This is a genomic window from Fructilactobacillus myrtifloralis, assembly GCF_024029335.1.
GTDB classification, from domain to species: domain Bacteria; phylum Bacillota; class Bacilli; order Lactobacillales; family Lactobacillaceae; genus Fructilactobacillus; species Fructilactobacillus myrtifloralis.
Map to the genome: position 1 here is coordinate 25,912 of NZ_CP097116.1, position 23,571 is coordinate 49,482.

23 protein-coding genes are annotated in these 23,571 nt (G+C 45.7%); 20 read left to right on the plus strand and 3 right to left on the minus strand.

Going from position 1 to position 23,571, the window contains the following annotated elements; translation table 11 throughout:
- The first annotated feature begins 8 nt into the window (after positions 1 to 8).
- From M3M35_RS00155 to M3M35_RS00170, 4 genes are all read left to right on the plus strand, one after another.
- The gene (locus tag M3M35_RS00155) at positions 9 to 437 is read left to right on the plus strand and encodes a helix-turn-helix domain-containing protein (protein ID WP_252750018.1); all 429 of its coding nucleotides are present in this window, start codon (positions 9 to 11) and stop codon (positions 435 to 437) included.
- Positions 438 to 1,645: 1,208 nt separating this feature from the next.
- Complete coding sequence (locus M3M35_RS00160) at positions 1,646 to 2,065, plus strand: ArpU family phage packaging/lysis transcriptional regulator (protein WP_252750019.1); 420 nt, start codon at positions 1,646 to 1,648, stop codon at positions 2,063 to 2,065.
- A gap of 2,341 nt (positions 2,066 to 4,406) precedes the next feature.
- Complete coding sequence (locus tag M3M35_RS00165) at positions 4,407 to 5,054, plus strand: FRG domain-containing protein (RefSeq protein ID WP_252750020.1); 648 nt, start codon at positions 4,407 to 4,409, stop codon at positions 5,052 to 5,054.
- Between the two features lie 201 nt (positions 5,055 to 5,255).
- Positions 5,256 to 5,429, plus strand: coding sequence for a hypothetical protein (locus tag M3M35_RS00170; RefSeq protein ID WP_252750021.1), 174 nt, complete (start codon positions 5,256 to 5,258; stop codon positions 5,427 to 5,429).
- 92 nt (positions 5,430 to 5,521) lie between these two features.
- Here M3M35_RS00170 and alsS read toward each other — a convergent pair whose 3' ends face one another.
- Positions 5,522 to 7,189, minus strand: coding sequence for an acetolactate synthase AlsS (gene alsS, locus M3M35_RS00175; RefSeq protein WP_252750657.1), 1,668 nt, complete (start codon positions 7,187 to 7,189; stop codon positions 5,522 to 5,524).
- Between the two features lie 57 nt (positions 7,190 to 7,246).
- On the opposite strand from alsS, the gene budA reads away from it, so the two are divergent.
- Positions 7,247 to 7,960, plus strand: a complete 714-nt coding sequence (budA, locus tag M3M35_RS00180; RefSeq protein ID WP_252750022.1) for an acetolactate decarboxylase — start codon at positions 7,247 to 7,249, stop codon at positions 7,958 to 7,960.
- A gap of 38 nt (positions 7,961 to 7,998) precedes the next feature.
- Positions 7,999 to 9,003, plus strand: a complete 1,005-nt coding sequence (locus tag M3M35_RS00185) for a serine hydrolase domain-containing protein (RefSeq protein ID WP_252750023.1) — start codon at positions 7,999 to 8,001, stop codon at positions 9,001 to 9,003.
- 48 nt (positions 9,004 to 9,051) lie between these two features.
- On the opposite strand, the gene M3M35_RS00190 is transcribed toward M3M35_RS00185, so the two are convergent.
- Together M3M35_RS00190 and M3M35_RS00195 are read right to left on the minus strand one after the other, a co-directional pair.
- Entirely contained in the window at positions 9,052 to 9,756 is a 705-nt protein-coding gene (locus M3M35_RS00190) for a type 1 glutamine amidotransferase (protein ID WP_252750024.1), read from the minus strand.
- A 2-nt stretch (positions 9,757 to 9,758) separates the two neighbouring features.
- Positions 9,759 to 11,108 carry a Mur ligase family protein gene (locus tag M3M35_RS00195; RefSeq protein WP_252750025.1) on the minus strand — a complete coding sequence of 450 codons (1,350 nt, stop codon included), beginning with the start codon at positions 11,106 to 11,108 and terminating at the stop codon, positions 9,759 to 9,761.
- A 171-nt stretch (positions 11,109 to 11,279) separates the two neighbouring features.
- Here M3M35_RS00195 and M3M35_RS00200 point away from each other — a divergent pair, with 171 nt between their 5' ends.
- From M3M35_RS00200 to M3M35_RS00265, 14 genes are all read left to right on the plus strand, one after another.
- Complete coding sequence (locus tag M3M35_RS00200) at positions 11,280 to 11,891, plus strand: thymidine kinase (RefSeq protein WP_252750026.1); 612 nt, start codon at positions 11,280 to 11,282, stop codon at positions 11,889 to 11,891.
- 7 nt (positions 11,892 to 11,898) lie between these two features.
- A complete protein-coding gene (gene prfA / locus M3M35_RS00205; RefSeq protein ID WP_252750658.1) occupies positions 11,899 to 12,987 on the plus strand; it encodes a peptide chain release factor 1 in 1,089 nt (362 codons plus the stop codon).
- Positions 12,974 to 13,849 carry a peptide chain release factor N(5)-glutamine methyltransferase gene (gene prmC, locus M3M35_RS00210; RefSeq protein WP_252750027.1) on the plus strand — a complete coding sequence of 292 codons (876 nt, stop codon included), beginning with the start codon at positions 12,974 to 12,976 and terminating at the stop codon, positions 13,847 to 13,849. Before prfA ends, prmC begins: the two co-directional genes overlap by 14 nt.
- Positions 13,839 to 14,867 carry an L-threonylcarbamoyladenylate synthase gene (locus M3M35_RS00215; RefSeq protein WP_252750028.1) on the plus strand — a complete coding sequence of 343 codons (1,029 nt, stop codon included), beginning with the start codon at positions 13,839 to 13,841 and terminating at the stop codon, positions 14,865 to 14,867. The genes prmC and M3M35_RS00215 overlap by 11 nt, the downstream gene beginning before the upstream one ends.
- A 24-nt stretch (positions 14,868 to 14,891) precedes the next feature.
- Complete coding sequence (gene glyA / locus M3M35_RS00220) at positions 14,892 to 16,133, plus strand: serine hydroxymethyltransferase (protein ID WP_252750029.1); 1,242 nt, start codon at positions 14,892 to 14,894, stop codon at positions 16,131 to 16,133.
- A 52-nt stretch (positions 16,134 to 16,185) separates the two neighbouring features.
- Positions 16,186 to 16,812, plus strand: a complete 627-nt coding sequence (upp, locus tag M3M35_RS00225) for a uracil phosphoribosyltransferase (protein WP_252750030.1) — start codon at positions 16,186 to 16,188, stop codon at positions 16,810 to 16,812.
- Between the two features lie 283 nt (positions 16,813 to 17,095).
- A complete protein-coding gene (atpB, locus tag M3M35_RS00230; RefSeq protein ID WP_252750031.1) occupies positions 17,096 to 17,752 on the plus strand; it encodes a F0F1 ATP synthase subunit A in 657 nt (218 codons plus the stop codon).
- Positions 17,753 to 17,770: 18 nt separating this feature from the next.
- Positions 17,771 to 17,983, plus strand: a complete 213-nt coding sequence (gene atpE, locus M3M35_RS00235; RefSeq protein ID WP_252750032.1) for a F0F1 ATP synthase subunit C — start codon at positions 17,771 to 17,773, stop codon at positions 17,981 to 17,983.
- 39 nt (positions 17,984 to 18,022) lie between these two features.
- The gene (gene atpF, locus M3M35_RS00240; RefSeq protein ID WP_252750033.1) at positions 18,023 to 18,529 is read left to right on the plus strand and encodes a F0F1 ATP synthase subunit B; all 507 of its coding nucleotides are present in this window, start codon (positions 18,023 to 18,025) and stop codon (positions 18,527 to 18,529) included.
- On the plus strand, positions 18,516 to 19,061 hold the full coding sequence (gene atpH / locus M3M35_RS00245; RefSeq protein ID WP_252750034.1) for an ATP synthase F1 subunit delta: 546 nt from the start codon (positions 18,516 to 18,518) through the stop codon (positions 19,059 to 19,061). The genes atpF and atpH overlap by 14 nt, the downstream gene beginning before the upstream one ends.
- Positions 19,062 to 19,092: 31 nt before the next feature.
- A complete protein-coding gene (atpA, locus tag M3M35_RS00250) occupies positions 19,093 to 20,628 on the plus strand; it encodes a F0F1 ATP synthase subunit alpha (RefSeq protein WP_252750035.1) in 1,536 nt (511 codons plus the stop codon).
- A 20-nt stretch (positions 20,629 to 20,648) separates the two neighbouring features.
- The gene (locus M3M35_RS00255) at positions 20,649 to 21,569 is read left to right on the plus strand and encodes a F0F1 ATP synthase subunit gamma (protein WP_252750036.1); all 921 of its coding nucleotides are present in this window, start codon (positions 20,649 to 20,651) and stop codon (positions 21,567 to 21,569) included.
- A 22-nt stretch (positions 21,570 to 21,591) separates the two neighbouring features.
- A complete protein-coding gene (gene atpD / locus M3M35_RS00260) occupies positions 21,592 to 23,004 on the plus strand; it encodes a F0F1 ATP synthase subunit beta (RefSeq protein ID WP_252750037.1) in 1,413 nt (470 codons plus the stop codon).
- 12 nt (positions 23,005 to 23,016) lie between these two features.
- Positions 23,017 to 23,445: a F0F1 ATP synthase subunit epsilon gene (locus M3M35_RS00265; protein ID WP_252750038.1), complete on the plus strand. Its 429-nt coding sequence runs from the start codon at positions 23,017 to 23,019 to the stop codon at positions 23,443 to 23,445.
- Positions 23,446 to 23,571: the final 126 nt, after the last annotated feature.

The following is a 23,571-nucleotide window of genomic DNA, read 5'->3' on the forward strand; positions in this document are numbered from 1 at the left end:
GTTAGGGGGTGTTTTCTATTGCTAATATATCTAAGAAATTTGCTACATTTGGTAAAAGTAAGAGCTATTTAGACCAACATTACCAATTAAATGACGGCAAAAATACCTTTATTATTACACCCGACGCCGTGCAATTAGATAAAAATTTAAACGCCAATGATAAAGATGTTTTATCTAGAATTGCTAGCTTATCCAATAAAGAGGGATATTGTTTTGCTTCTGATACTCGTTTAAGTAAATACGTAGGTTGTTCTAAAAGGACGGTGGGCAGTTCACTTCATAAACTTGAAGAACTTGGATATATCTATAAAGAAAGCCGGTTCACGGATGATGATATAACGACTACTAAGCGAAAAATATTTCTACAACCGACTATAAAAAAATTGTTTGATGGAATAAGGCAAAATAAAAAAGAGCCTTCGCCCTTTGGAAATTAAAACTATCTAAATAATGCAACGTGGTACCTACCTTAATACCATGTTACATTATTTTTTTATCTTTGAGTATTAGAATATTTAACCATTACGTAGAGAAATTTTTGCATTGCTAATAATTGCGTTGCCCCAAAATGGGTTAATCGTTGACCCACACCCATATTAAAAATAAGGCATAAATAAAACATAGCTTTAAATATTGATATGGCAACGATACTAGCGTGTTTTAAAATTTATTTTCAATCGCATTAAAAATAAAATGTAGATTAAAAAGACTAAAAAAGTTTCCAGTTTAGTAACAAAATGATATCGCCATCACAGCACAGCATCATTATTACTAAATGGATTGTTATTTGGATCGTGTGGCCATTTTGTTCGTATGGTGTGGCCACCAGCATACCCTAAATGTAGCATAGGGTATGCCCCAATCAGAGCATAGGTTGCCAGTCTTAATATACCAGCATTTACAAGCATTTTAGGGATTACCTATGTTCGATTTTAAACACATAGATAGTAAAATTTGGTAATTAGCGAATGCAGAACTCGCATTACTAAATAGGGGGACTAATGCAGAAATTGCAATACCATAATGCAGAATCTGCTATATCTATAATGCAAAAATAGCAGACATAATAAATAAGGTATTAAATAAATGAATATATAAGGGTTTAACCAACAATAAATAAGAGTAACTAAAAGCCTGCGCCATGTTTAGGGGAACTGGAAAGCTAGGATTATAGGCAATGATGTTGGTAACCTAACCTAACTAAACACAGCTTAGATACATATCTTTAGTAATAAACCATAACCCGTTAAAGCAATAGATTAGGTACAAGTGGCAGTAATGAAACCGAATCATTAAAGCACTAGGTTAGGTATCTCATTAGTAGCAATGCTAACCATACAGAACAGCGGATCGGTACATAGGTTTAGCACACTGGATAAAGACCCTAAAGCGGATGCTATTATCTAGTGGCTAATCTAGGTTAGTAATTGAACCGGGTTATTAATACTGTCGTCATCCGCTACGGTATTTTATAAACCCAATTACTTGGACTAGACCAGTATAATTATATAGCGAACGTATGTTCTGATATGAATAACATAAGCATTAGTAGCAGTAACTAGAAATTAAGTACAATCGTTCTAGTAGGCAGCTGGTAGCTTAGTAATTAGTTTGGTAATTAATGAAGTGGTTGGGAGTGTGTTAAATGGATCTATCTTTTTTAGATGATGAGATTGACGAGCGGGCAACCCGCAATAAGGTACGACGGTTTTTTAAGAAGCAAGTGCCGAGGTTGGTTAGGCTATCGGGGCTAGACTTGGCAAGTTTAAAATCTCCGGAGCTATCTAGTATGCCGACCAGCAAACCAGTTGGGAACGCTAACGAGGATCGCATAGTGAGGACGCTAGAAGCACAACGACTAATAACGGCAGTGGTTAAAGCTATGCAGGTATGCGGTGAACCTAGCTATACAATTCTCTTTGGTGTGTACGTGCAAGGGCGGCAAAATTGGCAAGTAGCACAGCAGCTGGGATATTCAACTACTCGCTTCTACCAACTAAAAAACCAAGCATTTTTAAACTTTGTGGATGCCTTTGTTGAAGCTGATTTACATGTTTATAAATGACCTTGCTAGGTTCTATATGGCAGCAGTGAGCGAACAAACAAAGACGCCTAAAGAACAGGACAAAGAACAAACATTTAAACACTTAAATAATAAGGGGGTCGTAAAATACGATTCCCTTTTAAAATAGGCTGAATAATTTGGAACCGGTTAGCATCCGTCTGCTGTGAATTATATGGCGCTGAATTAAAACACCCCCCGCCCCTATCTTCCAGCTTTGGGGAGCACGCACACGGTCTGCTTTGTGTGCCAGCACCATTTTTTGAAATTTTTTATAGGGGGGGCTACCTCGCCATAAACGCCGGTATTATAGGATTTTGCAAAAAATAAACGCCAAAAACTTACCCCCTTTATGAACCCTAGAACGATGAAAAAACTGGTTAGCGGAGAATTGACCGCAAATAACTTAAAAGGGGATTAAAGGGGCTAAAATTGGCCGGATTTGAAGAAATTAAGAGAAAAGGGCGCCTAATTTTGAACGTCTTTTGACAGCGAACAGGGTTGCAGCTGGTTTTGTTTAATTGGGGTTAGTTGATTGCTAAGAATGCGGATCCGGAAAACTAACGACTAGCTAAATAGATGTAATTAAACTTTGGCAAGTGTAGGCTTTTAAAAATTCATCCGCCTAATTTCTCATTATTCAATTTAAGATGGCTATTCACAGCTGAAAATTCAGCAGTAAGATTTAGCGGGCTGGATGGTGGCCGCTTGGGGTACTGCTTTAATTGCTTTTAATTACTAATCTGGGTTATTGCTGTTAATGAGTTTGCTGTTGCAGTGCTTAAATATGATTAATTAATGCCCGCATTAGCATTTTAGTTACTGTGATAAACGTTTTAGGGCGCCTTATGGTTGTTATTAGTAGTGAAACAGATGTTACACAATGCCGCGCCGTTAATAGTTAAATAATTCCGCTGATCGTTGTAAATGGTGGTACATAAAATAGCATCCGTACTGGAAGCAACAAAGTATTTTAGGTATTTAGACGGATGAATCCTACCTAGTCATAACTAGCCGCCGGAACCGTAAAACGATGGCCGTATTTAGTTAAAACTAGGTAAATGCTAAAGTTCGAACCCGGTTAGCGCTGCGAAGATGAGCAAAACTAAGCAAATGGCAAAGTTCAAGCCTATTTAGGGGGTAGCAAAATGAATAAAAAGGCCGTTTTGGTAAAGTTGCTCGCCAAAGCTAGTTATCATTTACCAGCGTTATTGCATCCGTTTTTAGACTGTTTAACCTGAAATTATGTTCAAAAGTAGTTGATTAGGTTGTAGCAGTGGGTTGCCAATAGTTATTGGGGCTGGTATTGCGTCCTATCAGCTTAAAGCGTGAGTAAGAACAGAATATAGCTTCAAAAATGCCAAAATATTCAGTTAGCGGGTTAATAGCCTAAGCACTGGGGGTAATTTAAAGATTCCCCCCAACTTTGAGGAGATGCACCGGACGAATAAGGGGCTTTTATTGGTGTATAAGTTCTTAGCTGGTTAGGGATTTAGAACACGCCTTTGGCTTTTAATTGGTGGAAATAAAAAGGCAGTAGGATATTTAAACCCTAAAAGGGGATGCCGGTATATTGAGTAGCTTAAAATTGGATGACTGGTTAGAACGGAGCCAGAAAGTTATTCATTGTAGCTAAACAACGGCAGCGAAAAGCTATCGGGTACTACTCGGATATTTACAACCGTGGGCGGTTTTATGGCCGACAGTTCGGCAGTGGGTTAGGAAGCGCTAAAAGTTCGCGGATGGTTAGCGTCAATAAATGAGCTGTTAGGCGCTTCGCCGTGTAAAGTCGATAATTAAATAGCTTTATCCAGTTTTTGCAGTGTGGCACCGGTTATGGCTTGGTATTGAGAGTTATTAGATTTCTTTAACGTTGGCAAGGTCTGACTGTTAAAAACGGGGCAGCCGGGTATAAACCCTAAGTTGAGTTAGAACGTACTTGCATCCGTTTATATCCGGATAATTTAGGCGTTTAGTTTAGTGGGCCGGATTTTCGGCCGTCATATAGCTATCTACATGCTACGGATGATATTAGGCACAAAAAAACACCGCTGAATTAATCCAGCAGTGCCTTTTGTATCATGCCCCCAACTATTTCTAAATTGCGCTCATAACCCGTTAAAAAATGGTAACCTATTTGGTAACCCGAAAATGAATCAATCCGCCGAGCCTTTTAATAACAAGGGTTTGGCTGATGGTAATTTGAAACCAGTATACCCAATTTTTTGTTTTTACTGATTTCCATACACTTTCAAAAGCTCGCTACGGCGGGCTTTTTTGCTATTTTAATATAATTATTTTATAATTGCATGAAAATATAATTTATTAATTATGGAGAAACATAATGGGAATTATTATTGATAAATACAAAAAGCTTAAAGCAGATCTATTAAATAGTGGTGAACAAATCATATATAGTGGTAATGGTGGCGATCCCACTCTTGATAGTAAAAAAGATATTTATTTGTATAGAGGAGAACATAAGGATTACGGAAATACATCATGTTTAGCCACTAAAAATAGAGACTATTTAAACGATGATATAGATAAAAAAGAACATGAAAAACCATTTTCAGATGTTATAGATAATTTAGTTAATTGGCAAGAAAATGGTATTCACACGAGACTATTAGACGTAAGCGAGTGTTTTAAAATTTCTCTCTTTTTTGCTTGCGATTCTAAAGATAAAAATGATGACGGATATGTTTATATTTTTCCTAGAAAAGGTTTATATAACACTGATATTAATCTCACAAGACCATCATTTGATATCAATGATATCAACACTGATATTCCTAATTATAGAGGAGTTATTGTCTATGATAAGCTAAATTTATTGATGGACGTTAAATATCCTGATATAAGAGAATCTGATTCTTATAAAAAATTAATATTATATAAATCAAATAATGAAAGAATGGTTGCAAATAAATTTTCTGGAGATAGAGAGTTAGATAATGCTTCACAAGAAGAATTTAACAAGGCTAATTAGAATCTTCGAAAGCAATGGTCTGAAGTTAAATTAATAAAGAATGATTTTAAAGATACTCTTAAACGTGAACTTGATTTAAGTGAATATGAAATTAGTTATCTATTAGAAAGTCTTTATATTCCTACTGCGCAGCCATACGTTTTAAATGAATCAGTTATTGATCCCCAAACTGATAATCCAAGACGCAATTTTCAGAAAGGAATGTTCATTTATCAAAAAGTAGATCCTTATGAAATTAGTGGCTTCCAATCTGAATTAATATCAAATGAATATAATTTGGTGAAAAAGTTAAAAATAGAAGCAAAAGATAAGGATAAAATTCTAGAAGAATTAAATGAAGAAGGAATTAACAAAGAAACTGTATTTCCCGAATAAAATAATAGAACCTTTTGATTTTTACATTCAACACTAAAAAACACCGCTACCTTTCGAAAGGAGCGGTGTTTTTGTATTCTCATTGCCAAAGTTTACAGCAACTTCGACGTCTTTAATTTAATGTTATTCGAGTAGTCAACTGGGATATCAATCACAACCGGGCCGTCCATCTTCATGGCCTTTTTGAAGGCCGTTTCAAATTCGGCGAGGCTGTTAACCCGGATTCCGGTGGCACCGTATCCATTGGCGATTTCAGCGTAGTTGATGTTGTTGAAATCAACTCCGGAGTCCTTCCCGTACTTCGCAATTTCTTGGAAGCGTACCATGTCGTAGTGGGAATCATTCCATATCAATTGGACGATGTTAGAGTTCAACCGAACCGCAGTTTCTAGTTCTTGACCAGAAAAGAGGAAGCCTCCGTCACCAGAAACGGACACGATTTTTTGCTTAGGTCGCACTAGCGAAGCGGCAATCGCCCAAGGGAGGGAAACTCCGAGGGTTTGCATCCCATCACTGAACAAGAGGGTCCGAGGTTGATAGGACTTAAAGTAGCGGGCCATCCAGATGTAGTGACTCCCGATGTCAACCGTGATTGTAGTATCGTTTTGAACGTTTTCTTGCACGACTTCCAACAGGTTCAACGGATTCAACCGCGTTTGGTGGTCCTCGTTATTTACGTACTGATGGTAGTTTTCCTCGTCAATTTTTTCGTATTCCGTGCGTAACCGGTCTAGTTCGGCCTTGGTTGCTGCAGGGAAGTCCGGTTGGTCTGGAAGGGCATCAGTAATTGATTCTAAGGTTTCGGCAATGCTGGTTTGCGTGTCGATGGTTGGTTGAAACTCGTTTGACAGTTCCGTTTGCACGTCATCGATGTTAATGATTGGCGTGTCATCGTCATGCCAGTTTCGAGGTTCGTATTCCACGGGATCGTAACCGACCGTCAGGATCAGGTCACTATCACGGAGGATGGAGTCACCGAGTTGGTTTTTGAACAACCCGATCCGACCAAAGTAGCGGTCAACGAGTCCTTTAGACACTACCCCTGCACCTTGGAACGTTTCAACGACGGGAAGGGCGTACTTTTTAATTAAAGCCCGAATTGCTTGGGTATTTTCTGGAGCAGAAGCGCGCATCCCGGCTAAAATTACGGGGCGTTCCGCGTGTTGAATGTGGTCGGTAATTTTAGCGAGGGTCGTTTTACCAGCCCGGCCGTGGTCGACGATGCCAATGTGTTGTAACGCTGGCCGGTCAACTTCAGCTGCTAACACGTTTTGGGGCAGTGAGATAAACGTGGCCCCTTGCTTAGGCGCAATCGCTGTTTGATAGGCGTTGGTAAAGACTTCCGAAGCATTGTTAGCATCCTGAACTTCAACGCTACTCTTGGTAACGTCTTTCAGAATCTCGGCATTGCGAGCTGCCTGGTGGGTAGCCCGGTTAACGTCATCTTGAGGAACTTGTCCCCCGAGGGCGATGACTGGATCACCTTCAGTTGTCGCCGTCAATAAGCCCGTGGCCAGGTTACTAACTCCTGGTCCGGAGGTGACCATGGCCACCCCGGGTTTACCCGTGAGGCGACCAATTGCAGCAGCCATGAACACAGCATCCTGTTCGTGGCGTGTTACAATTAGTTTAGGTGCCCGTTCATCTTCGCAGTATTCGAGGGCTTCAAACAGGAGGTCAACCTTGGCCCCTGGAATCCCAAAGCAATACTCGATTCCTTGATTAATCATGGATTTGACGATGGCTTGGGCACCATTCATTTTTGCATCAGTCAAAATAAAACAACTCCTTAGTTAGTTGAGAAAGTAGGATAAAATATGAACCAGAATCTATTATACCAGCATTCAACCCTAGCTGACCTAACTGCCGGTTTATTTACTGGAACAATGTCCGTGGCAGAACTGTTAAAACACGGTGATACCGGGATCGGAACCGGGGACGGTTTAGATGGGGAACTAATCATTTTACAGGGGACGTTATACCAAGTTACCGCTAGTGGGGACGTCAACGTCTTACAACCAAACGACCAGGTTCCCTTTGCAACGGTAAACTTTGCGGATTACCAACCAGAAACCCGGATTCAAGAACAGAGTCGGGACGCCACGTTACAACAAATCGCGGCCGCACATCCATGGCAAAACCTGTTTTATTCCTTCCAGTTGAAGGGGCAGTTTAGTCGGGTGAAGACTCGTTCCGTTCACAAACAAACTAAACCGTACCAAACCCTGGAACAAGCAGCTAAGGAACAGGCTGTCTTTGAAAAACAGGATGTTAGCGGGACGATGCTTGGCTACTACGCTCCCCAACTCTACAATGGGGTGGCAGTCGGTGGATTTCACTATCATTTTCTCGCCGATGATCATGATTTTGGGGGGCACGTCCTAGACTTTGAGGTTGCGGATGCCGAACTGAGCTTGGAACCATTCACGGACTTTCAAGAACACTTTCCCGTTAACAGCCAGGCCTTTTTAAACCTAGATTTTAATGAGCACGATGACGTTGCTAGCCAGATTAAAAATGCTGAACAGTAACAACTCGTAGTCAATACGGAAGAAAGAAGGACGTGACGATGCGGTTTGAACACACGCAGGCCCTGATTAACCAACTGATTACCGACCAGGTCGTTCCGGGAGCTTCGTATGCCTTTATCACGGGTTTAAACGTGGAAGACGGCATTGCTGGCTACCAACAAGTGGCCCCAACTAAGGTTCCCTTACAACCCAACCAGTTATACGACATGGCCTCGTTAACGAAGGTGATGGGAACCGTTCCGGTGATTATGCAACTCGTTGCAAAGCAACAGATTGGGTTAGACGATTCCATTACCACCTATTTACCCGAGTGGAAGCACCCCCGGGTTACGGTGCGCCACTTGCTAACCCACACTGCTGACATCACCGGCTACATTCCTAACCGGGATCAGTTAAATTTAAACCAACTGCGGACAGCCTTACTGGGTCTAGACGTGGGGCCACAACTAGGGAAGCAGATGCGCTACCAAGACGTGAATTACATCTTTTTAGGGTGGATTGCCGGGGTAGTCGCTGGCTTACCGATTCAGTCGTTGATTAAACACATGGTCTTAGAACCGCTTGGCTTGATTGACTCCACGTTTCATCCGGATCCCCGCCGGACGGTGCCAACCACGTATGATCCTGACACGAAGACTAACCGCCGGGGCGTGGTGCATGATCCCAAGGCCCAGGTCTTAGGGTCTGATTGTGGTTCCGCGGGTCTGTTTAGTTCGTTACGCGATACGGAGCGGTTTGCCCAGTGGATGCTACAGTTAACCCCACCGGGGAAAGTGTACACGCCCGAGTTGTTTGCGTCTATGTATGCAGATCAAACTCCGATGCAGGATGGGAGCCGGTCGTTTGGCTGGCGCTTAGAAACTTATCAGAACCATCGCTACATCTGGCAGGGAGGCTACACGGGCACGCTGCTCTTGCTCGTGCCAGAACGCCGAAGTGCCTTCATCTTGTTAACGAACCGCGTGCATCCGCAGGTGAACGAGCAGTTTATGGACCGCCGAACGCACTTAATTGAGAGTTACCTTAAGGAATTGTTTCCTTAGATTAATGATTTCAAACAAAAAAGCTCGACCAACTTGGTCGAGCTTTTTTTAGTATGATTCTGGTTTAACCTTGGTTTTCAATTCCGTGAAGTCATAATCAGGATACTTATTTTGTAGGGCTTCAAACATCATGTGGATGGAAAAGTTGCCGTTTCGGGCCATGATTGGGCCGTGGAAGTAGGTTCCAATCGTATTTTTGTGCACGGCCCCTTCGGTTTGATCTTCACCGTTGTTACCGTATCCTTTGAGAACCTTACCGAGGGCATGTTCATCCTCACCGAGGAAGGTAATTCCCTGGTGATTTTCAAAACCGTGGTACTTTTGGCCGGTGGCTTCATTTTGAATCTCGATGTCACCGATAAAGCGGTTTTCGTGTTGCTGTTCGGTGTAGTGGTTCATGGCGTGAATCCCCGGTAGCTTACGACCACTGGCGTCCACATAGTACTTACCAAGCATTTGGTAGCCACCACAAACGGCAATTAGCGGTTTATTCTGTTCGATAAATTTGATTAATTCATCGCGTTTATTGGGTAAATCCTTGGCCACGACCATTTGTTCAAAGTCTTGCCCGCCCCCAAAGACGGCGAAGTCAAAGTCATCGGCCTTAAAGTCGTCTTCAAGACTAATGATTTGGTCGGTCACCGTTACGCCAATTTGGTCGGCATAAAACCGTAACGTGAGGATGTTGCCAATGTCACCATAGGTATTCATGAGGTCACCATACAGGTGTGCCACGCGTAAGTTCATGGTCATAATTAGTTTCCTCCCTTGATGTAACCTTGTTTCATTAACCGGGACCGCATTTCCATCATGGCGGTGTAGGTCGCTAAGATGTAAACCTTGTCAGTTGGCATCTGTTTAATGTCTTCGATCACCTTGCCTAAATCAGGTTGTACGGTATGTTGTTCTGGTTTGACGCCGGCTACTTTCAACCGGAAGGTAATGTCTTTATAGCGTTTCCCACCGGTTTCAAACTGTTGAATGTCCATTTTTGGTAAGCGTTCAAATTCACCGTCCCAAATCCAACTGGTATCAATTCCATCAGCGTAATCGGCGTTTAACAACCCGACAAAGGAGAAGGGATCCGGCTCCGTTCCCAGTAAATCGATTACCTGGTTGGTGCCCACGGGGTTTTTGACCAGGATAATGCTGACGTCTTTCCCGTCAACGTTAATTTCTTCTTGGCGGCCAAAGAGGCGTTGGTTATTTTCAAACGCATGGCGAATCTGGTCGGGCTGAATTCCAACTTCCCGACCCACCGCGTAGGCGGCGAGGGCGTTGTAGATGTTGTAAGTTCCACCCACCCCAATTTCGTATTGATGACCGTCAATCGCAAATTTCGATGCTTTGGGCGTGCGCTCTGAAACGTCCGTTACTTTAAACCGGAGGTCCGGACGGCGGAAGCCACAGTTAGGGCAGAAATAATCGCCAAGGTTCGCGTAGACCAAGTAGTGGTAGTGAAGGAGGTGTTGACAAACGGGACAGAGAATCCCATCGGTATTTGGGGCCGCCTTTAGGTCACCCGTGGCAGGTTGGTTAGCAAAACCGTAGTAAACCTGCGGGTTAGGGAGTTCCTTGGAGTGGAAAATCGGTTCGTCTCCGTTAGCGAGGACCACCGCATCGGGAGCCAATTTAATTCCGTCCAGAATTTTCTGGTAGGTCGTGTAAATTTCTCCGTACCGGTCCAATTGATCCCGGAAAATGTTGGTGAGGACAAACATCTTGGGGGTAATTTGGCTAACAATTGGTTTAACGTTGGCTTCATCTACTTCTAAGACGGCGATGCCCTTTTTCCCTTTGGCGGGGCGTTTTGCTTCTAGAAAGGTTGAAGTAATTCCCTGAACCATGTTAGAACCAGTTTTGTTGGTTACAATGTGGTCATACTTTTCCTTTAAGACTTGGACAATTAAAGCCGTGGTCAACGTCTTTCCGTTGGTTCCACTGACAATGATGACTTCGTAATTTTTACCTAGTTCCTTTAAGACATCCGGATCAAGGGTGGTAGTGATTTTACCAGGGAGCGAACTTCCGCCTCCCATGAAGTTATGCAAAAACCAGTACGAGGACCGGCCAGCGAGGGTTGCAATCTCACTTCTCAATGTCATTCAGGTTCACATCCTTTTAAATTCTTCTGCGCAATCCCTTAAATTTTAGCATAAGTTGACCAATTTCACGAAAATAAGGGACGCGCGCGTTGATTTGGGAATTTTAATGCAGGGAATTGCGAAATTAGCTATAATGAAAAGCAGAGGAATTTTTAGGAAAAAGGTGATCATGTGGCGCAGCTTTTCTTTCGCTATGGGGCGATGAATAGTGGAAAATCAATCGAAATTATTAAGGTAGCACATAACTATGAAGAGCAGGGGAAGCGCGTGATTTTGCTGACGAGTGCCCTTGATACCCGCGAGGCGCCTGGGATGATTGAATCCCGGATCGGCTTGAACCGGAAGGCCATTTCCATTGAACCAACGGCCAACGCCTTTACCATTGTGAAAAAGGCGATGACGACTAACCACCAACCCGTAAGTTGCATTTTGGTGGACGAAGCCCAATTTTTAGAAAAGCATCATATTTTAGAACTAGCGCAGATCGTTGATGAACTTCGGATTCCCGTCATGGCCTTTGGCCTCAAAAACGACTTTCAAAACCACCTGTTTTCGGGTTCCAAGTACTTACTTCTGTACGCGGATAAACTCGAAGAAATGAAAACGATTTGTTGGTTTTGTGAGAAGAAGGCTACGATGAATCTCCGCCTCCACAACGGTCAGCCTGTGTATGAGGGCGAACAAGTCGTCATGGGCGGCAATGAATCGTATTATCCGGTCTGCCGGACCCACTACAACGATCCACCTTTAGCAAACCAGAGAAAAGAGGATGACAATGGCTGAAAATCAAATGGACGAAATCTTTGATAAATTACAATCCGTTTCTGATCGTTACGACGAACTGAACGAATTGATCAGTGACCCAGAAGTGATTGCAGATACCAAGCGGTTTATGAAACTCTCTAAAGAAGAGGGTAGTTTACGCGAAACCGTAGAAACCTACCATCACTACCAGGATGTCAGTACGGCCCTTGATGACGATCAAGAAATGCTGCAAGAGAAACTGGATCCGGATATGACCGAGATGGTTAAAAGTGAGATTGGAGACCTGGAAAAGGAAAAGGACCAGCTAGAACAACAGCTTAAAGTGCTTTTGATTCCCAAGGATCCGAATGACGATAAGAACATCATCATGGAAATCCACGGAGCGGCTGGAGGCGACGAAGCCAGTTTGTTTGCGGCGGATTTGTACAATATGTATGTGAAGTACGCCGAGATGCAGGGCTGGAAGGTCGAAGTCATTGATGAAGCCGACACCGAAGTCGGAGGCTTTAAAGAAATTGTCCTGATGATTACCGGAAACAAGGTGTATTCAAAACTTAAGTATGAAAACGGGGCCCACCGGGTACAACGGGTGCCAGAAACCGAGTCAGCCGGGCGGGTGCACACCTCTACGGCGACGGTGGGAGTAATGCCCGAAGAAGAAGACGTTGACATTACAATCGATCCGGCCGACATTCGGACGGACGTGTACCGGTCATCTGGGGCCGGGGGTCAGCACATTAACAAGACCTCATCGGCCGTGCGGATGACCCACTTGCCAACCGGAATTGTGGTTGCAATGCAGGACGAACGATCGCAGCAACAAAACCGGGCGAAGGCCATGACGGTGCTCCGGGCACGGGTTTATGACTACTACAAGCAACAAGAAGAAGACGAGTATAACGCCCAACGAAAATCAGCGGTCGGAACCGGAGACCGGTCTGAACGGATCAGAACGTACAATTTCCCCCAAAACCGGGTGACAGACCATCGGATTGGGTTGACGCTCAACAAGCTGGATAAGGTTTTGGCTGGTGATTTGGATGAAATCATCGACGCCTTGATTATCTCTGATCAAGCGGAAAAGTTGGAGCATTTAAACGATGCCGAAGCTTAATGCCCAAGCGACCCCCTTTGAAGCCCTTCAGTGGGCTTCTTTGCGTTTTAAGCAGTTAGAAATTGACCCGGAAGACGCCCGGTACCTGTTAATGGAACAGTTGGGCTGGAACCAAACTGAACTTTTAGTGCACTACCGGGAACCGTTAGCGGCTGATCAAGTTCACAAGTTTCAAGCGAACGTGGAACGCCGGGCGGCCGGTGAACCGGTCCAATACATTATGGGACGGGCGCCGTTCTACGGCTTAACGCTCACGGTCACACCCGATGTGTTGATCCCGCGCCCAGAAACCGAAGAACTGGTTGACTGGGTACTTAAAGACCATGGGATGCGACCCTTACGGGTGTTAGACGTGGGTACGGGTAGTGGCGCAATTGCAATTGCGATAAAACAGGCCCGCCCCGCCTGGACGGTGGTGGCAAGTGATATTTCTCCCGCTGCCCTGCAGGTTGCCCGGCAGAATGCGCAGGCGCAGAGGACAGCGATTGAGTTTGTTGCTAGTGACTTACTAGAAGCGGTTCCCCAGACGCCCTTTGATATTGTGATTTCCAACCCACCTTACATTGCCAGTTCGGAAGTAGATGTAATGGATGCCACCGTTGTCAATTATGAGCCGAAAACGGCCTTATTCGCTGACCATCAGGGTTTAGAATTGTACGAACGACTGGCTGCGACGGTGGGACCTTATCTAACCACGCACGCAAGCGTGTACTTAGAGATTGGTTATCAGCAGGGACCAGCGGTGTTCGCAATTTGGCACCAGCAGTTTCCGACGGCGCAGCTGCAGGTTCGCAAGGACTTAGCCGGTCACGAGCGGATGGTGCGGATGCAAAAAGGAGAGATAGATAAAGATGGAAACTAAGATATTTAAACCAACGGAGGTGGGCGCGGCGGCGGACTTAATCCGGCAGGGCGAGTTGGTCGCTTTTCCCACGGAAACCGTTTATGGCTTAGGTGCCGACGCCACCAACGTGGCCGCCGTAGAAAAGGTGTACAAGGCGAAGGGGCGTCCGAGTGACAATCCCCTGATCGTCCACGTCGCAGATCAGGCCACGGTACGGCAGTTTGTCACCACCATTCAGCCGGCCGTGCAACGGTTGATGGATACCTTTTGGCCTGGTCCGTTAACCATTATTTTGCCGTTACAACCAGGAAGTTTGGCCCCCCAGGTAACCGGCGGCTTAACCACCGCTGCCTTTCGGAATCCGCGCCAAGCTGCGACCTTGGACTTGATTAAGACTGCAGGGGTTCCGTTAGTTGGACCCTCGGCCAACACGTCGGGGAAACCCAGTCCGACCACCGCGCAGCACGTTTATCATGACTTAAAGGGGAAGATTGGTGGCATTTTAGACGCTGGGCCAACGGACTTGGGGGTGGAGTCGACGGTGATTGACATGTCGACCGCACAGCCCGCCATCTTACGGCCAGGGGCAGTAACCCGGGCCGATTTGGAACGCGTGCTCGGGCCGATTGCGGACTCGCAGAAGCAGGTTAAACCAGATGAAGTTCCCAAGGCCCCGGGAATGAAATATACCCACTATTCGCCAACGGCAGAGGTGCAGATTGTGGATCCAGAGGTTGACTGGGAGACAGTTGTGACCTGGAGCCAGCAGCAACCAGCACCAGTGGGGATTTTAGCCACAGACGCCGTTCTAAACCGTTACGCTTGGCCGCAGAACGTTGCAACTTACAGTTTGGGGACGGACATTCATTCGGCCAGTCACGCTTTATTTGCCGGGTTACGGGCCTTTGACCTGCATCCAGACATCACGACCATCCTCGTGGAAGGTTTTTCCCCTAACGGACTGGGGGAAGCCTATATGAACCGGTTAAATAAGGCAGCGGGACAGCACCACTTTTCAACAGCAGACCTACGTTAGCAAGCACCCAAGGGGGACGAGATCATGACGGAAAACTACCAACAAGCAGATCCCAAGTTATGGGACGCGATTCACCACGAAGCGGAACGCCAAGCAGATACGATTGAATTAATTGCGTCCGAAAACATTGTTTCAAAGGCCGTGCGGGCTGCCCAAGGCTCAGTGTTAACCAATAAATATGCCGAAGGATACCCGGGCCACCGCTATTATGGTGGGTGTCAGTACGTTGATATCGTGGAGAACCTGGCGATTGAGCGGGCAAAACAATTATTTGGCGCGGAATATGCCAACGTGCAACCCCACTCTGGCTCACAGGCCAACGAGGCGGCGTATGCGGCCTTTTTACAGCCTGGTGATGTCATTTTAGGAATGGACTTAAACGCTGGTGGACACTTGACCCACGGCGCTCAGGTTAGTTTTTCCGGACAAATTTATCAGGCTTATGCGTACGGATTAGACGCTACCACGGAACGCCTTGATTTTGCGGCGATTCAAGCACTAGCAGAACGGGTGCACCCTAAACTGATTGTGGCTGGTGCTTCAGCGTATAGTCGCGAGATTGATTGGCTCGCATTTCGTAAGATTGCGGACGAAGTGGGAGCCTACTTGATGGTTGACATGGCCCACATTGCTGGTTTAGTGGCCGCTGGCTTACACCCCAATCCAGTTGGAATTGCCGACGTGGTTACGACGACGACCCATAAAACCCTCCGGGGACCGCGGGGCGGTTTGATTTTGGCGCAAGCTAAGTACCAAAAGCAGCTGAATTCGGCGGTCTTTCCGCGCACCCAAGGCGGCCCCTTGGAACACGTGATTGCGGGGAAAGCCGCTGCATTTTATGAAGATTTGCAACCAGAATTTACGACGTATGCAAGTCAGGTAATTAAAAATGCTCAGGCGATGGCCGATGAATTTCAGCACTCCGAGAACATCCGAGTGGTATCTGGGGGCACCGATAACCACTTGTTAAACATTGATCTTACGCAGACTGAACTGACTGGTAAGGACGCCCAAGCCCTGTTAGATTCAGTGCACATTACGACCAACAAAGAGGCGTTGCCGAACGAACAACACAGCCCGTTTGTGACGAGTGGGATTCGCTTGGGAACGCCCGCCATCACGTCACGCGGGTTTACGGAAGCAGATGCGCGCAGGGTCGCCCAACTGATTACAAAGACGGTCACGCATCCTCATGACGAACAGGCGCTAACTGAAGTACGTGAGGCCGTGCAGGCATTATGTGCAGCTCACCCAATTACGCGGTAAGCCAGTTCATGGTATGATAGGGTGAGACGGAGAAAGAAAAGGAGTGTTGACCTTGAGTAAATTTCACGTAATGAATCATCCTTTGATTCAACATAAACTAAGTATCATTCGGGATAAGAAAACCGGAACCAATGAATTTCGGGAAGTTGTCAACGAAATCGCCAACCTGATGGCCTTTGAAGTGACTCGCGACATGCCCTTACAGGACGTGGAGATTGAAACACCAATGGGAAAGGCCACGACTAAGAAGCTCGCCGGCAAAAAGGTGGCAGTAGTGCCCATCTTGCGGGCCGGAATCGGAATGGTGGATGGAATTTTGGAACTGTTACCGAGTGCCCGGGTTGGTCACGTGGGGATGTATCGGGACGAAACCACCTTTGAACCCCATGAATACTTTGTGAAGTTGCCTTCAGACATTAAAGACCGGGAAGTTTTAGTGGTTGATCCAATGCTGGCAACGGGAGGCTCCGCCATCATGGCCATTGATGCCTTGAAGAAGCGGGGCGCCCAGAATATCAAGTTTGTGTGCCTGGTGGCTGCCCCAGAAGGGGTACAAGCCCTAGAAGCTGCCCACCCGGACGTTGAAATTTACGCAGCGGCCCTGGACGATCGCCTCGAAAATGGGTACATTGTTCCCGGACTTGGGGATGCCGGGGACCGGTTATTTGGAACTAAATAAAGTAAAAAGCAGAAATCCACGGATTTCTGCTTTTTTAGTAACAGAAAAACCGGCAAGTTCACCGGCTGTAATTAAAGGAATTACTTTGTATTTAATTTCATTTGGTGGTATCATTCTAATGAATTTTAGGATTAGCCACCGCGTGGTTACTCTTAAAATGAATGGTAAAGCGAGGTGTGAATCTGGCGCCGACCGTTCGCTATTTGAAAGGCAAAAGAGGTGATAATTAGTGGATCCAACTCGTACTTTTCAATTTTGCGGTTTGACCTTCAACGTGGGGAACATGATTTCTGGAATTATCGTTGCAGCAATTGTGTTTGGCTTTGTTTATATTTGCTCTCGGCGAATTCAAATGAAGCCCACGGGCAAGCAAAATTTATTGGAGTACATGATTGACTTTACGAACGGAATTGTGAAGTCAACGATGCCAAGTGGATCAACCAAGGATTATGGACTGTGGGCGTTTACGCTCTTCTATTTCATTTTGGTAGCAAACCTCTTGGGGTTGTTCCTCCACATCGAAGTGGGTGGAATTGTTTACGTGAAGAGTCCCACGGCCGATCCAATCGTTGCAATGTCGTTTGCGCTGATGTCAATGTTGATTGCACAGTACTCGGGGGTACAAAAGTTAGGTTATAAAAAGCACTTTGAAACCTACCTACAACCCATTCCTTACTTGTTACCGATCAACTTGATGGAAGAGTTTACTAATTTCTTAACCCTTGGAATTCGGGTGTACGGTAATATTTTTGCTGGTGAACTGCTGGCAGGTTTGATTGCGAAAATGGCATTTTCGCATGGGATTGCAACCCTTGCTATTTCGGCACCAATTGAAATGGCATGGATGGCCTTCTCAGTATTTATTGGCTGTATTCAGGCCTACGTTTTTGTAACTTTATCATGTGTATATATTTCTCATAAAATTACGCTTGAGGAATAAGAAAAGGAGGAAGTATTTATGGGTGCAATTGGAGCTGGAATCGCGATCGCAGGTGCCGCAGTTGGGGCCGGGATCGGTGACGGAATTTTGATTTCGAAGATGCTAGAAGGAATGGCACGTCAGCCAGAATTAAGCAATACCTTACGGACGAACATGTTTATCGGGGTCGCTTTGATCGAAGTTATGCCCATCTTAGCCTTCGTGATTGCAATGTTGGTTATCAACAAGTAATCAAACCAGTTGATTAACAAACAAAGGAGGTGTCAATAGATGTTAGTGGTTGGAGAAGCATTTAACATTGGGGATGCCTTATTCTACGCGGTTTTATTCATTATTCTCATGTGGCTCATCAAGGTGGTTGCCTGGAAGCCCGTCACGAAGATGATGCAGGACCGGTCGGATAAGATTGCCAATGACATTGATACGGCCGAAAAGTCGCGGAACGAAGCCTTGGAACTGGCGAAAAAACGGCAGACGGAGCTAGCTAATTCGCAAGCAGAAGCAAGCGAAATTATTAGTAAGGCGCAACAAACCGGGGATAAACGCCGCGAGTCGATTATTAGTAGTGCCAACTTGGATGCCAAAACCATTAAAGAGAATGCAGCCAAGGACATTGAACAACAACAACGCGATGCCCTGGCCAACTCAAAGAATGATGTAGCTGATTTATCTATTGAAATTGCTTCCAAGCTGATTCAAAAGAACTTAGACGCCAACGATCAAAAGACGTTAATTGATTCCTACATCGAAGGGTTGGATAAGTATGAGTCTAACTAAGCAGGAAGTTGCTAATCGGTACGCGAAGGCATTGTATGCGACCCTAGAAGAGCAGGATCAAGTTGCCGCCGGGCAAACTGACCTTGCCACCATTCAGAGCATTTTGACGGCTGATTCAACGCTAACCACGGCCCTCGCGTCGACGGCGTTGCAACCGGACCAAAAGGAAGCGTTGTTAAAACCGTTGCTTGAGAGTGTAACAACGCAACCGGTCAAAAACTTGGTGCAGATGATGTTTGATTATGGGCGCATTAGTGACTTACAAGCTGTAATTGATAAATTTAAGCAAATCTATAACCAAAAACACGGAATTGTGATTGCCAGCGTGACCACGGCGGTCCCACTGGCACCAGAACAACGCGACCATTTAGCGCAAACCTTTGCTAACAAGGTAAAGGCAAACCAAGTGGAATTGCAGGAACACACGAATCCAGCACTTATTGGTGGAGTAATTTTGCAAGCGGAGAACGTTGTGTTCGACGGGAGCATTAAAACCAAACTAGACAACTTGAAACGGTTATTACTGCAGTGATGAGCTCGCAAACGAAAGAGGTGAAACTTTTATGAGCATTAAGGCTGAAGAAATCAGCGCTCTAATTAAAAAACAATTAGAAGGCTATCAAGATGAGCTCACGGTGGCAGAAACCGGAATCGTTACCTACATTGGTGACGGAGTGGCTCGGACCTATGGGCTTGATAATGCCTTATCCGGTGAACTGGTTGAATTCCAAAACGGAATCTACGGAATGATTCAAAACTTGGAAAGCAACAACGTCGGAATCGTGATTCTCGGGGACTATACCGGGATTCGTGAAGGTGATTCCGTCAAAAGAACCGGCCGCATCATGGAAGTTCCCGTTGGTGACGCAATGGTAGGTCGAGTGGTTAACTCACTTGGTCAACCAATTGATGGAAACGGCAAGATTGAGACGGATACCGAAATGCCGATCGAACACAAGGCACCCGGCATCATGGATCGAAAATCAGTTGATGAACCACTCCAAACGGGGATTAAAGCCATTGATGCATTAGTTCCAATCGGACGGGGGCAACGGGAATTAATCATTGGGGACCGGAAAACCGGGAAAACCTCCATTGCCATTGATACAATTTTGAACCAAAAGGATCAAAATATGATCTGTATCTACGTTGCAATTGGGCAAAAGGATTCCACGGTGATGCAACAGGTTGAAACGCTGCGGAAGTTTGGCGCCATGGACTACACAATCGTAGTTACGGCCGGTCCTTCTGAACCAGCTCCGTTGCTCTACATTGCCCCGTATTCCGGTGCAACGATGGGTGAATTCTTCATGAACAAGGGACAGCACGTGTTAATCGTCTACGATGATTTAACGAAGCAAGCGAACGCTTACCGTGAACTCTCCTTGATTCTGAGACGTCCGCCTGGCCGGGAAGCTTATCCTGGGGATATTTTCTACACCCACTCCCGGTTGTTGGAACGGGCTGCTAAACTCAGTGATAAATTAGGTGGCGGTTCGATGACGGCCTTGCCAATCGTTGAAACCCAAGCCGGGGACGTTTCGGCCTACATTCCGACCAACGTAATTTCCATTACCGATGGACAAATCTTCTTGAACGCCGACATGTTCTACTCGGGTGATCGACCAGCCATTGATGCCGGAACGTCGGTTTCACGGGTTGGTGGAGATGCCCAAATCTCGGCCATGAAGAAGGTGGCCGGAACCCTCCGGATTGATTTGGCTTCTTACCATGAATTGGAATCCTTTGCGCAATTTGGTTCTGATTTGGATGATGCCACGAAGGCCAAGTTGGATCGGGGAGCTCGGACGGTGGAAGTTTTGAAGCAAAAACTTCACGATCCGCTTCCCGTTGAAAAACAAGTTATCATTTTGTACGCGTTGACGCACGGTTATTTGGATAAAATTGCCGTTGATGACGTTTTACGGTTCCAAAATGAGCTCTTTAATTACTTTGATGATCAGCACCAAGACTTGTTGCAACACATCAAGGAAACTGGAAAGTTACCTGATGAGCAACAACTCACCACTGCCATTAGTGAATTTGCTAAGCTATTTACTCCGACAGCGGAACAAACGTCGAACCAACAGCAAGCTTAAATTTGAAGGGAGGATAACCAATGGCTGAATCAATGAATGAAGTCAAGCACCGCATTGCCTCCACCAAAAATACCCGCCAAATTACGGAAGCCATGCAAATGGTTCAAACCGTTAAACTGAATCAAATTCAGGGCCAAACGGCAACTTATAATGAATACGTTGCGAAGGTGAAGGCGGTCGTAATGCACTTGGCTCAATCACACTTATTAGATAGCCAGCAGCCTTCAAATGATCAAGCCCATGCCAAAAAAGGGCCGACGGCTTACCTCGTAATCACGTCTGACCGTGGAATGGTCGGAAGCTATAACAGTAATGTTTTGCGGGGGACTAACCGGTTTATCGCAGAGCATACTCCGAACGTTGATGACTACGTGATCCTTGCAGTTGGAGGCACGGGCGCTGATTTTTATAAAAAGAACCAAGCGAACGTGGCGTATGAGTACCGCGGGGTTTCCGATATTCCGACGTACCAAGAAGTGAAGGGAATTGTGAAGACCATTACCCAGATGTACAACGATCACTTGTTTAGTGAACTGTACGTCTGCTACAACCACTTTGTGAACCGGGTTCGTTCCGACTTTCGGACGGAAAAATTGTTACCGATGGATCGGGAATCAATTCGCCAGAGTATGGATGGGGCGACCGGAGCAGGATCGAGTATCCAAACGGAAACCCTGACGGCAGAATACGAAGTGGAACCATCTGAACAGGAAGTGCTCCATGCCATTTTGCCTCAGTATGCAGAAAGTTTGGTGTACGGAGCAATCTTGGATGCCAAGACGGCAGAGCATTCGTCTAGTTCAATGGCGATGAAAGCAGCAACTGACAATGCTGATGATTTAATTTCTTCGTTGGAATTAAAATATAATCGGGCCCGCCAGGCTGCGATTACGACCGAAATCACTGAGATTACGGGTGGTCAAGAAGCATTGAATCACTAATGATGGGAGGAATTAACGCATAATGAGTGCTGGTAAAGTTTTACAAGTAATTGGACCGGTTGTCGATGTTGAATTTCCCCTAGATGGCGATTTACCTGAAATTAATGATGCTTTAAGAGTCCAAAAAGGCGATGACGATGTTTTAGTAACAGAAGTAGCGCTGGAATTGGGTGACGGAGTTGTCAGAACGATTGCCATGGACGGAACCGATGGGTTACGTCGTGGCATGGAAGTTGAAAACACGGGCAAGCCAATTGAAGTGCCCGTGGGTAATGACACACTAGGCCGAGTATTTAACGTTTTAGGCCAAACCATTGATGGTGGCCCGAAATTTGGTCCAGATGCTGAACGGTGGAGTATTCACCGGGCGGCACCTAAATTTGATGAAATCAACCCGTCCACCGAAGTGTTGGAAACGGGAATTAAGGTAATTGACTTACTGGCTCCCTACATTCGGGGAGGAAAAGTTGGTCTGTTCGGTGGTGCCGGAGTTGGTAAAACCGTTTTAATTCAAGAATTAATCCATAACATTGCGCAGGGACACAACGGAATTTCTGTCTTTACGGGGGTTGGAGAACGAACTCGTGAAGGGAACGATATGTACTTCGAAATGAAGAGTTCGGGAGTTCTGAAGCAAACTGCCATGGTGTATGGACAAATGAACGAGCCACCTGGTGCCCGGATGCGGGTTGCCTTAACGGGGCTAACGATTGCCGAATACTTCCGTGATGAAGCCGGTAAGGACGTGTTGTTGTTTATCGATAACATTTTCCGGTTTACCCAAGCGGGGACGGAAGTTTCCGCCCTGCTGGGCCGGATTCCATCGGCCGTAGGGTACCAACCAACGTTAGCAACTGAAATGGGTCAGCTCCAGGAACGGATTACCTCGACGAAGAAGGGGGCCATTACCTCGATTCAAGCGGTTTATGTTCCTGCCGATGATTATACTGACCCGGCGCCCGCAACGACGTTCGCGCACTTGGATGCCACGACGAACTTGGAACGTTCTTTAACGCAACAAGGGATTTATCCCGCCGTGGATCCGTTAGCATCAACCTCGTCTGCTTTGGATCCAGCCATCGTGGGTGAGGAACACTTCCAAGTGGCGAGCGAAGTGCAACACGAGTTGCAACGTTATCGGGAACTGCAAGACATCATCTCAATTTTGGGGATGGATGAATTGTCAGACGAAGAAAAGACGATTGTTGGTCGTGCCCGGCGGATTCAGTTCTTCCTGTCGCAACCATTCTCAGTCGCCGAAACGTTTACCAACGTGCCCGGAAAATACGTTTCCGTTCAAGACACTGTTGCTGGATTTAAGGGAATCTTAGAGGGAAAGTATGATTACATTCCTGAAGATTACTTTAGAAACTGTGGTCCAATCGACGACGTAGTTGCAAAGTATGAAGCGGCCCAAAAGGATACCGCCAAATAAGGAGGGATCTAATTGGCTGAAGCAAAGAACGTTTTAACCGTTAGTATCGTAACTCCCGATGGTTCGGTTTATACTAATGAACAGTGTTCGTTGGCAGTGGTCCAAACGCAGACTGGGGATCTCGGAATCATGGCAAATCACATTCCGGTGATTGCCGCGTTGCAGATTGCTCCGGCCGAGTTTAAAAACCAAGACGGGCAAACGGAAATTATCGCGGTCAACGGGGGCTTTGTTGAATTTTCGAATAATGAGTTGACGATTGTGGCTGATAGTGCGGAACGCAAAGATCAAATTGACGTGAACCGGGCTACTAGTGCCAAGGAACGGGCTCAAAAAGAAATTGAGGAAGCCAACAGTAACCATGACGCCGATACCATGAAACGGGCTGAAGTCGAATTACGGCGGGCCTTAAATCGGATTAACGTTGCGAACCGACGTTAAAAAGTTAGTAAAAGGGAAATCACCAATTGGTGGTTTCCCTTTTTGTATTTGGAGGGGAAAAGTAAGTAAACGGCGTGGTTCGCGCGGACACGGCCAGCGTTTTATGATAAGATTAAGGGTAGCAAT

Excerpts from the sequence above, each read along its gene's own strand:
- M3M35_RS00160 (WP_252750019.1), top strand. The coding sequence starts at position 1,646 with ATGGATCTATCTTTTTTAGATGATGAGATTGACGAGCGGGCAACCCGC.
- M3M35_RS00185 (WP_252750023.1), top strand. The coding sequence starts at position 7,999 with ATGCGGTTTGAACACACGCAGGCCCTGATTAACCAACTGATTACCGAC.
- atpH (WP_252750034.1), top strand. The coding sequence starts at position 18,516 with ATGAGTCTAACTAAGCAGGAAGTTGCTAATCGGTACGCGAAGGCATTG.
- M3M35_RS00215 (WP_252750028.1), top strand. The coding sequence starts at position 13,839 with ATGGAAACTAAGATATTTAAACCAACGGAGGTGGGCGCGGCGGCGGAC.
- glyA (WP_252750029.1), top strand. The coding sequence starts at position 14,892 with ATGACGGAAAACTACCAACAAGCAGATCCCAAGTTATGGGACGCGATT.
- M3M35_RS00255 (WP_252750036.1), top strand. The coding sequence starts at position 20,649 with ATGGCTGAATCAATGAATGAAGTCAAGCACCGCATTGCCTCCACCAAA.
- atpD (WP_252750037.1), top strand. The coding sequence starts at position 21,592 with ATGAGTGCTGGTAAAGTTTTACAAGTAATTGGACCGGTTGTCGATGTT.
- prmC (WP_252750027.1), top strand. The coding sequence starts at position 12,974 with ATGCCGAAGCTTAATGCCCAAGCGACCCCCTTTGAAGCCCTTCAGTGG.
- budA (WP_252750022.1), top strand. The coding sequence starts at position 7,247 with ATGAACCAGAATCTATTATACCAGCATTCAACCCTAGCTGACCTAACT.
- atpF (WP_252750033.1), top strand. The coding sequence starts at position 18,023 with ATGTTAGTGGTTGGAGAAGCATTTAACATTGGGGATGCCTTATTCTAC.
- atpE (WP_252750032.1), top strand. The coding sequence starts at position 17,771 with ATGGGTGCAATTGGAGCTGGAATCGCGATCGCAGGTGCCGCAGTTGGG.
- atpA (WP_252750035.1), top strand. The coding sequence starts at position 19,093 with ATGAGCATTAAGGCTGAAGAAATCAGCGCTCTAATTAAAAAACAATTA.
- atpB (WP_252750031.1), top strand. The coding sequence starts at position 17,096 with ATGATTTCTGGAATTATCGTTGCAGCAATTGTGTTTGGCTTTGTTTAT.
- prfA (WP_252750658.1), top strand. The coding sequence starts at position 11,899 with ATGGACGAAATCTTTGATAAATTACAATCCGTTTCTGATCGTTACGAC.
- M3M35_RS00170 (WP_252750021.1), top strand. The coding sequence starts at position 5,256 with ATGTTCATTTATCAAAAAGTAGATCCTTATGAAATTAGTGGCTTCCAA.
- M3M35_RS00165 (WP_252750020.1), top strand. The coding sequence starts at position 4,407 with ATGGGAATTATTATTGATAAATACAAAAAGCTTAAAGCAGATCTATTA.
- M3M35_RS00190 (WP_252750024.1), bottom strand. The coding sequence starts at position 9,756 with ATGACCATGAACTTACGCGTGGCACACCTGTATGGTGACCTCATGAAT.
- M3M35_RS00195 (WP_252750025.1), bottom strand. The coding sequence starts at position 11,108 with ATGACATTGAGAAGTGAGATTGCAACCCTCGCTGGCCGGTCCTCGTAC.
- alsS (WP_252750657.1), bottom strand. The coding sequence starts at position 7,189 with ATGAATGGTGCCCAAGCCATCGTCAAATCCATGATTAATCAAGGAATC.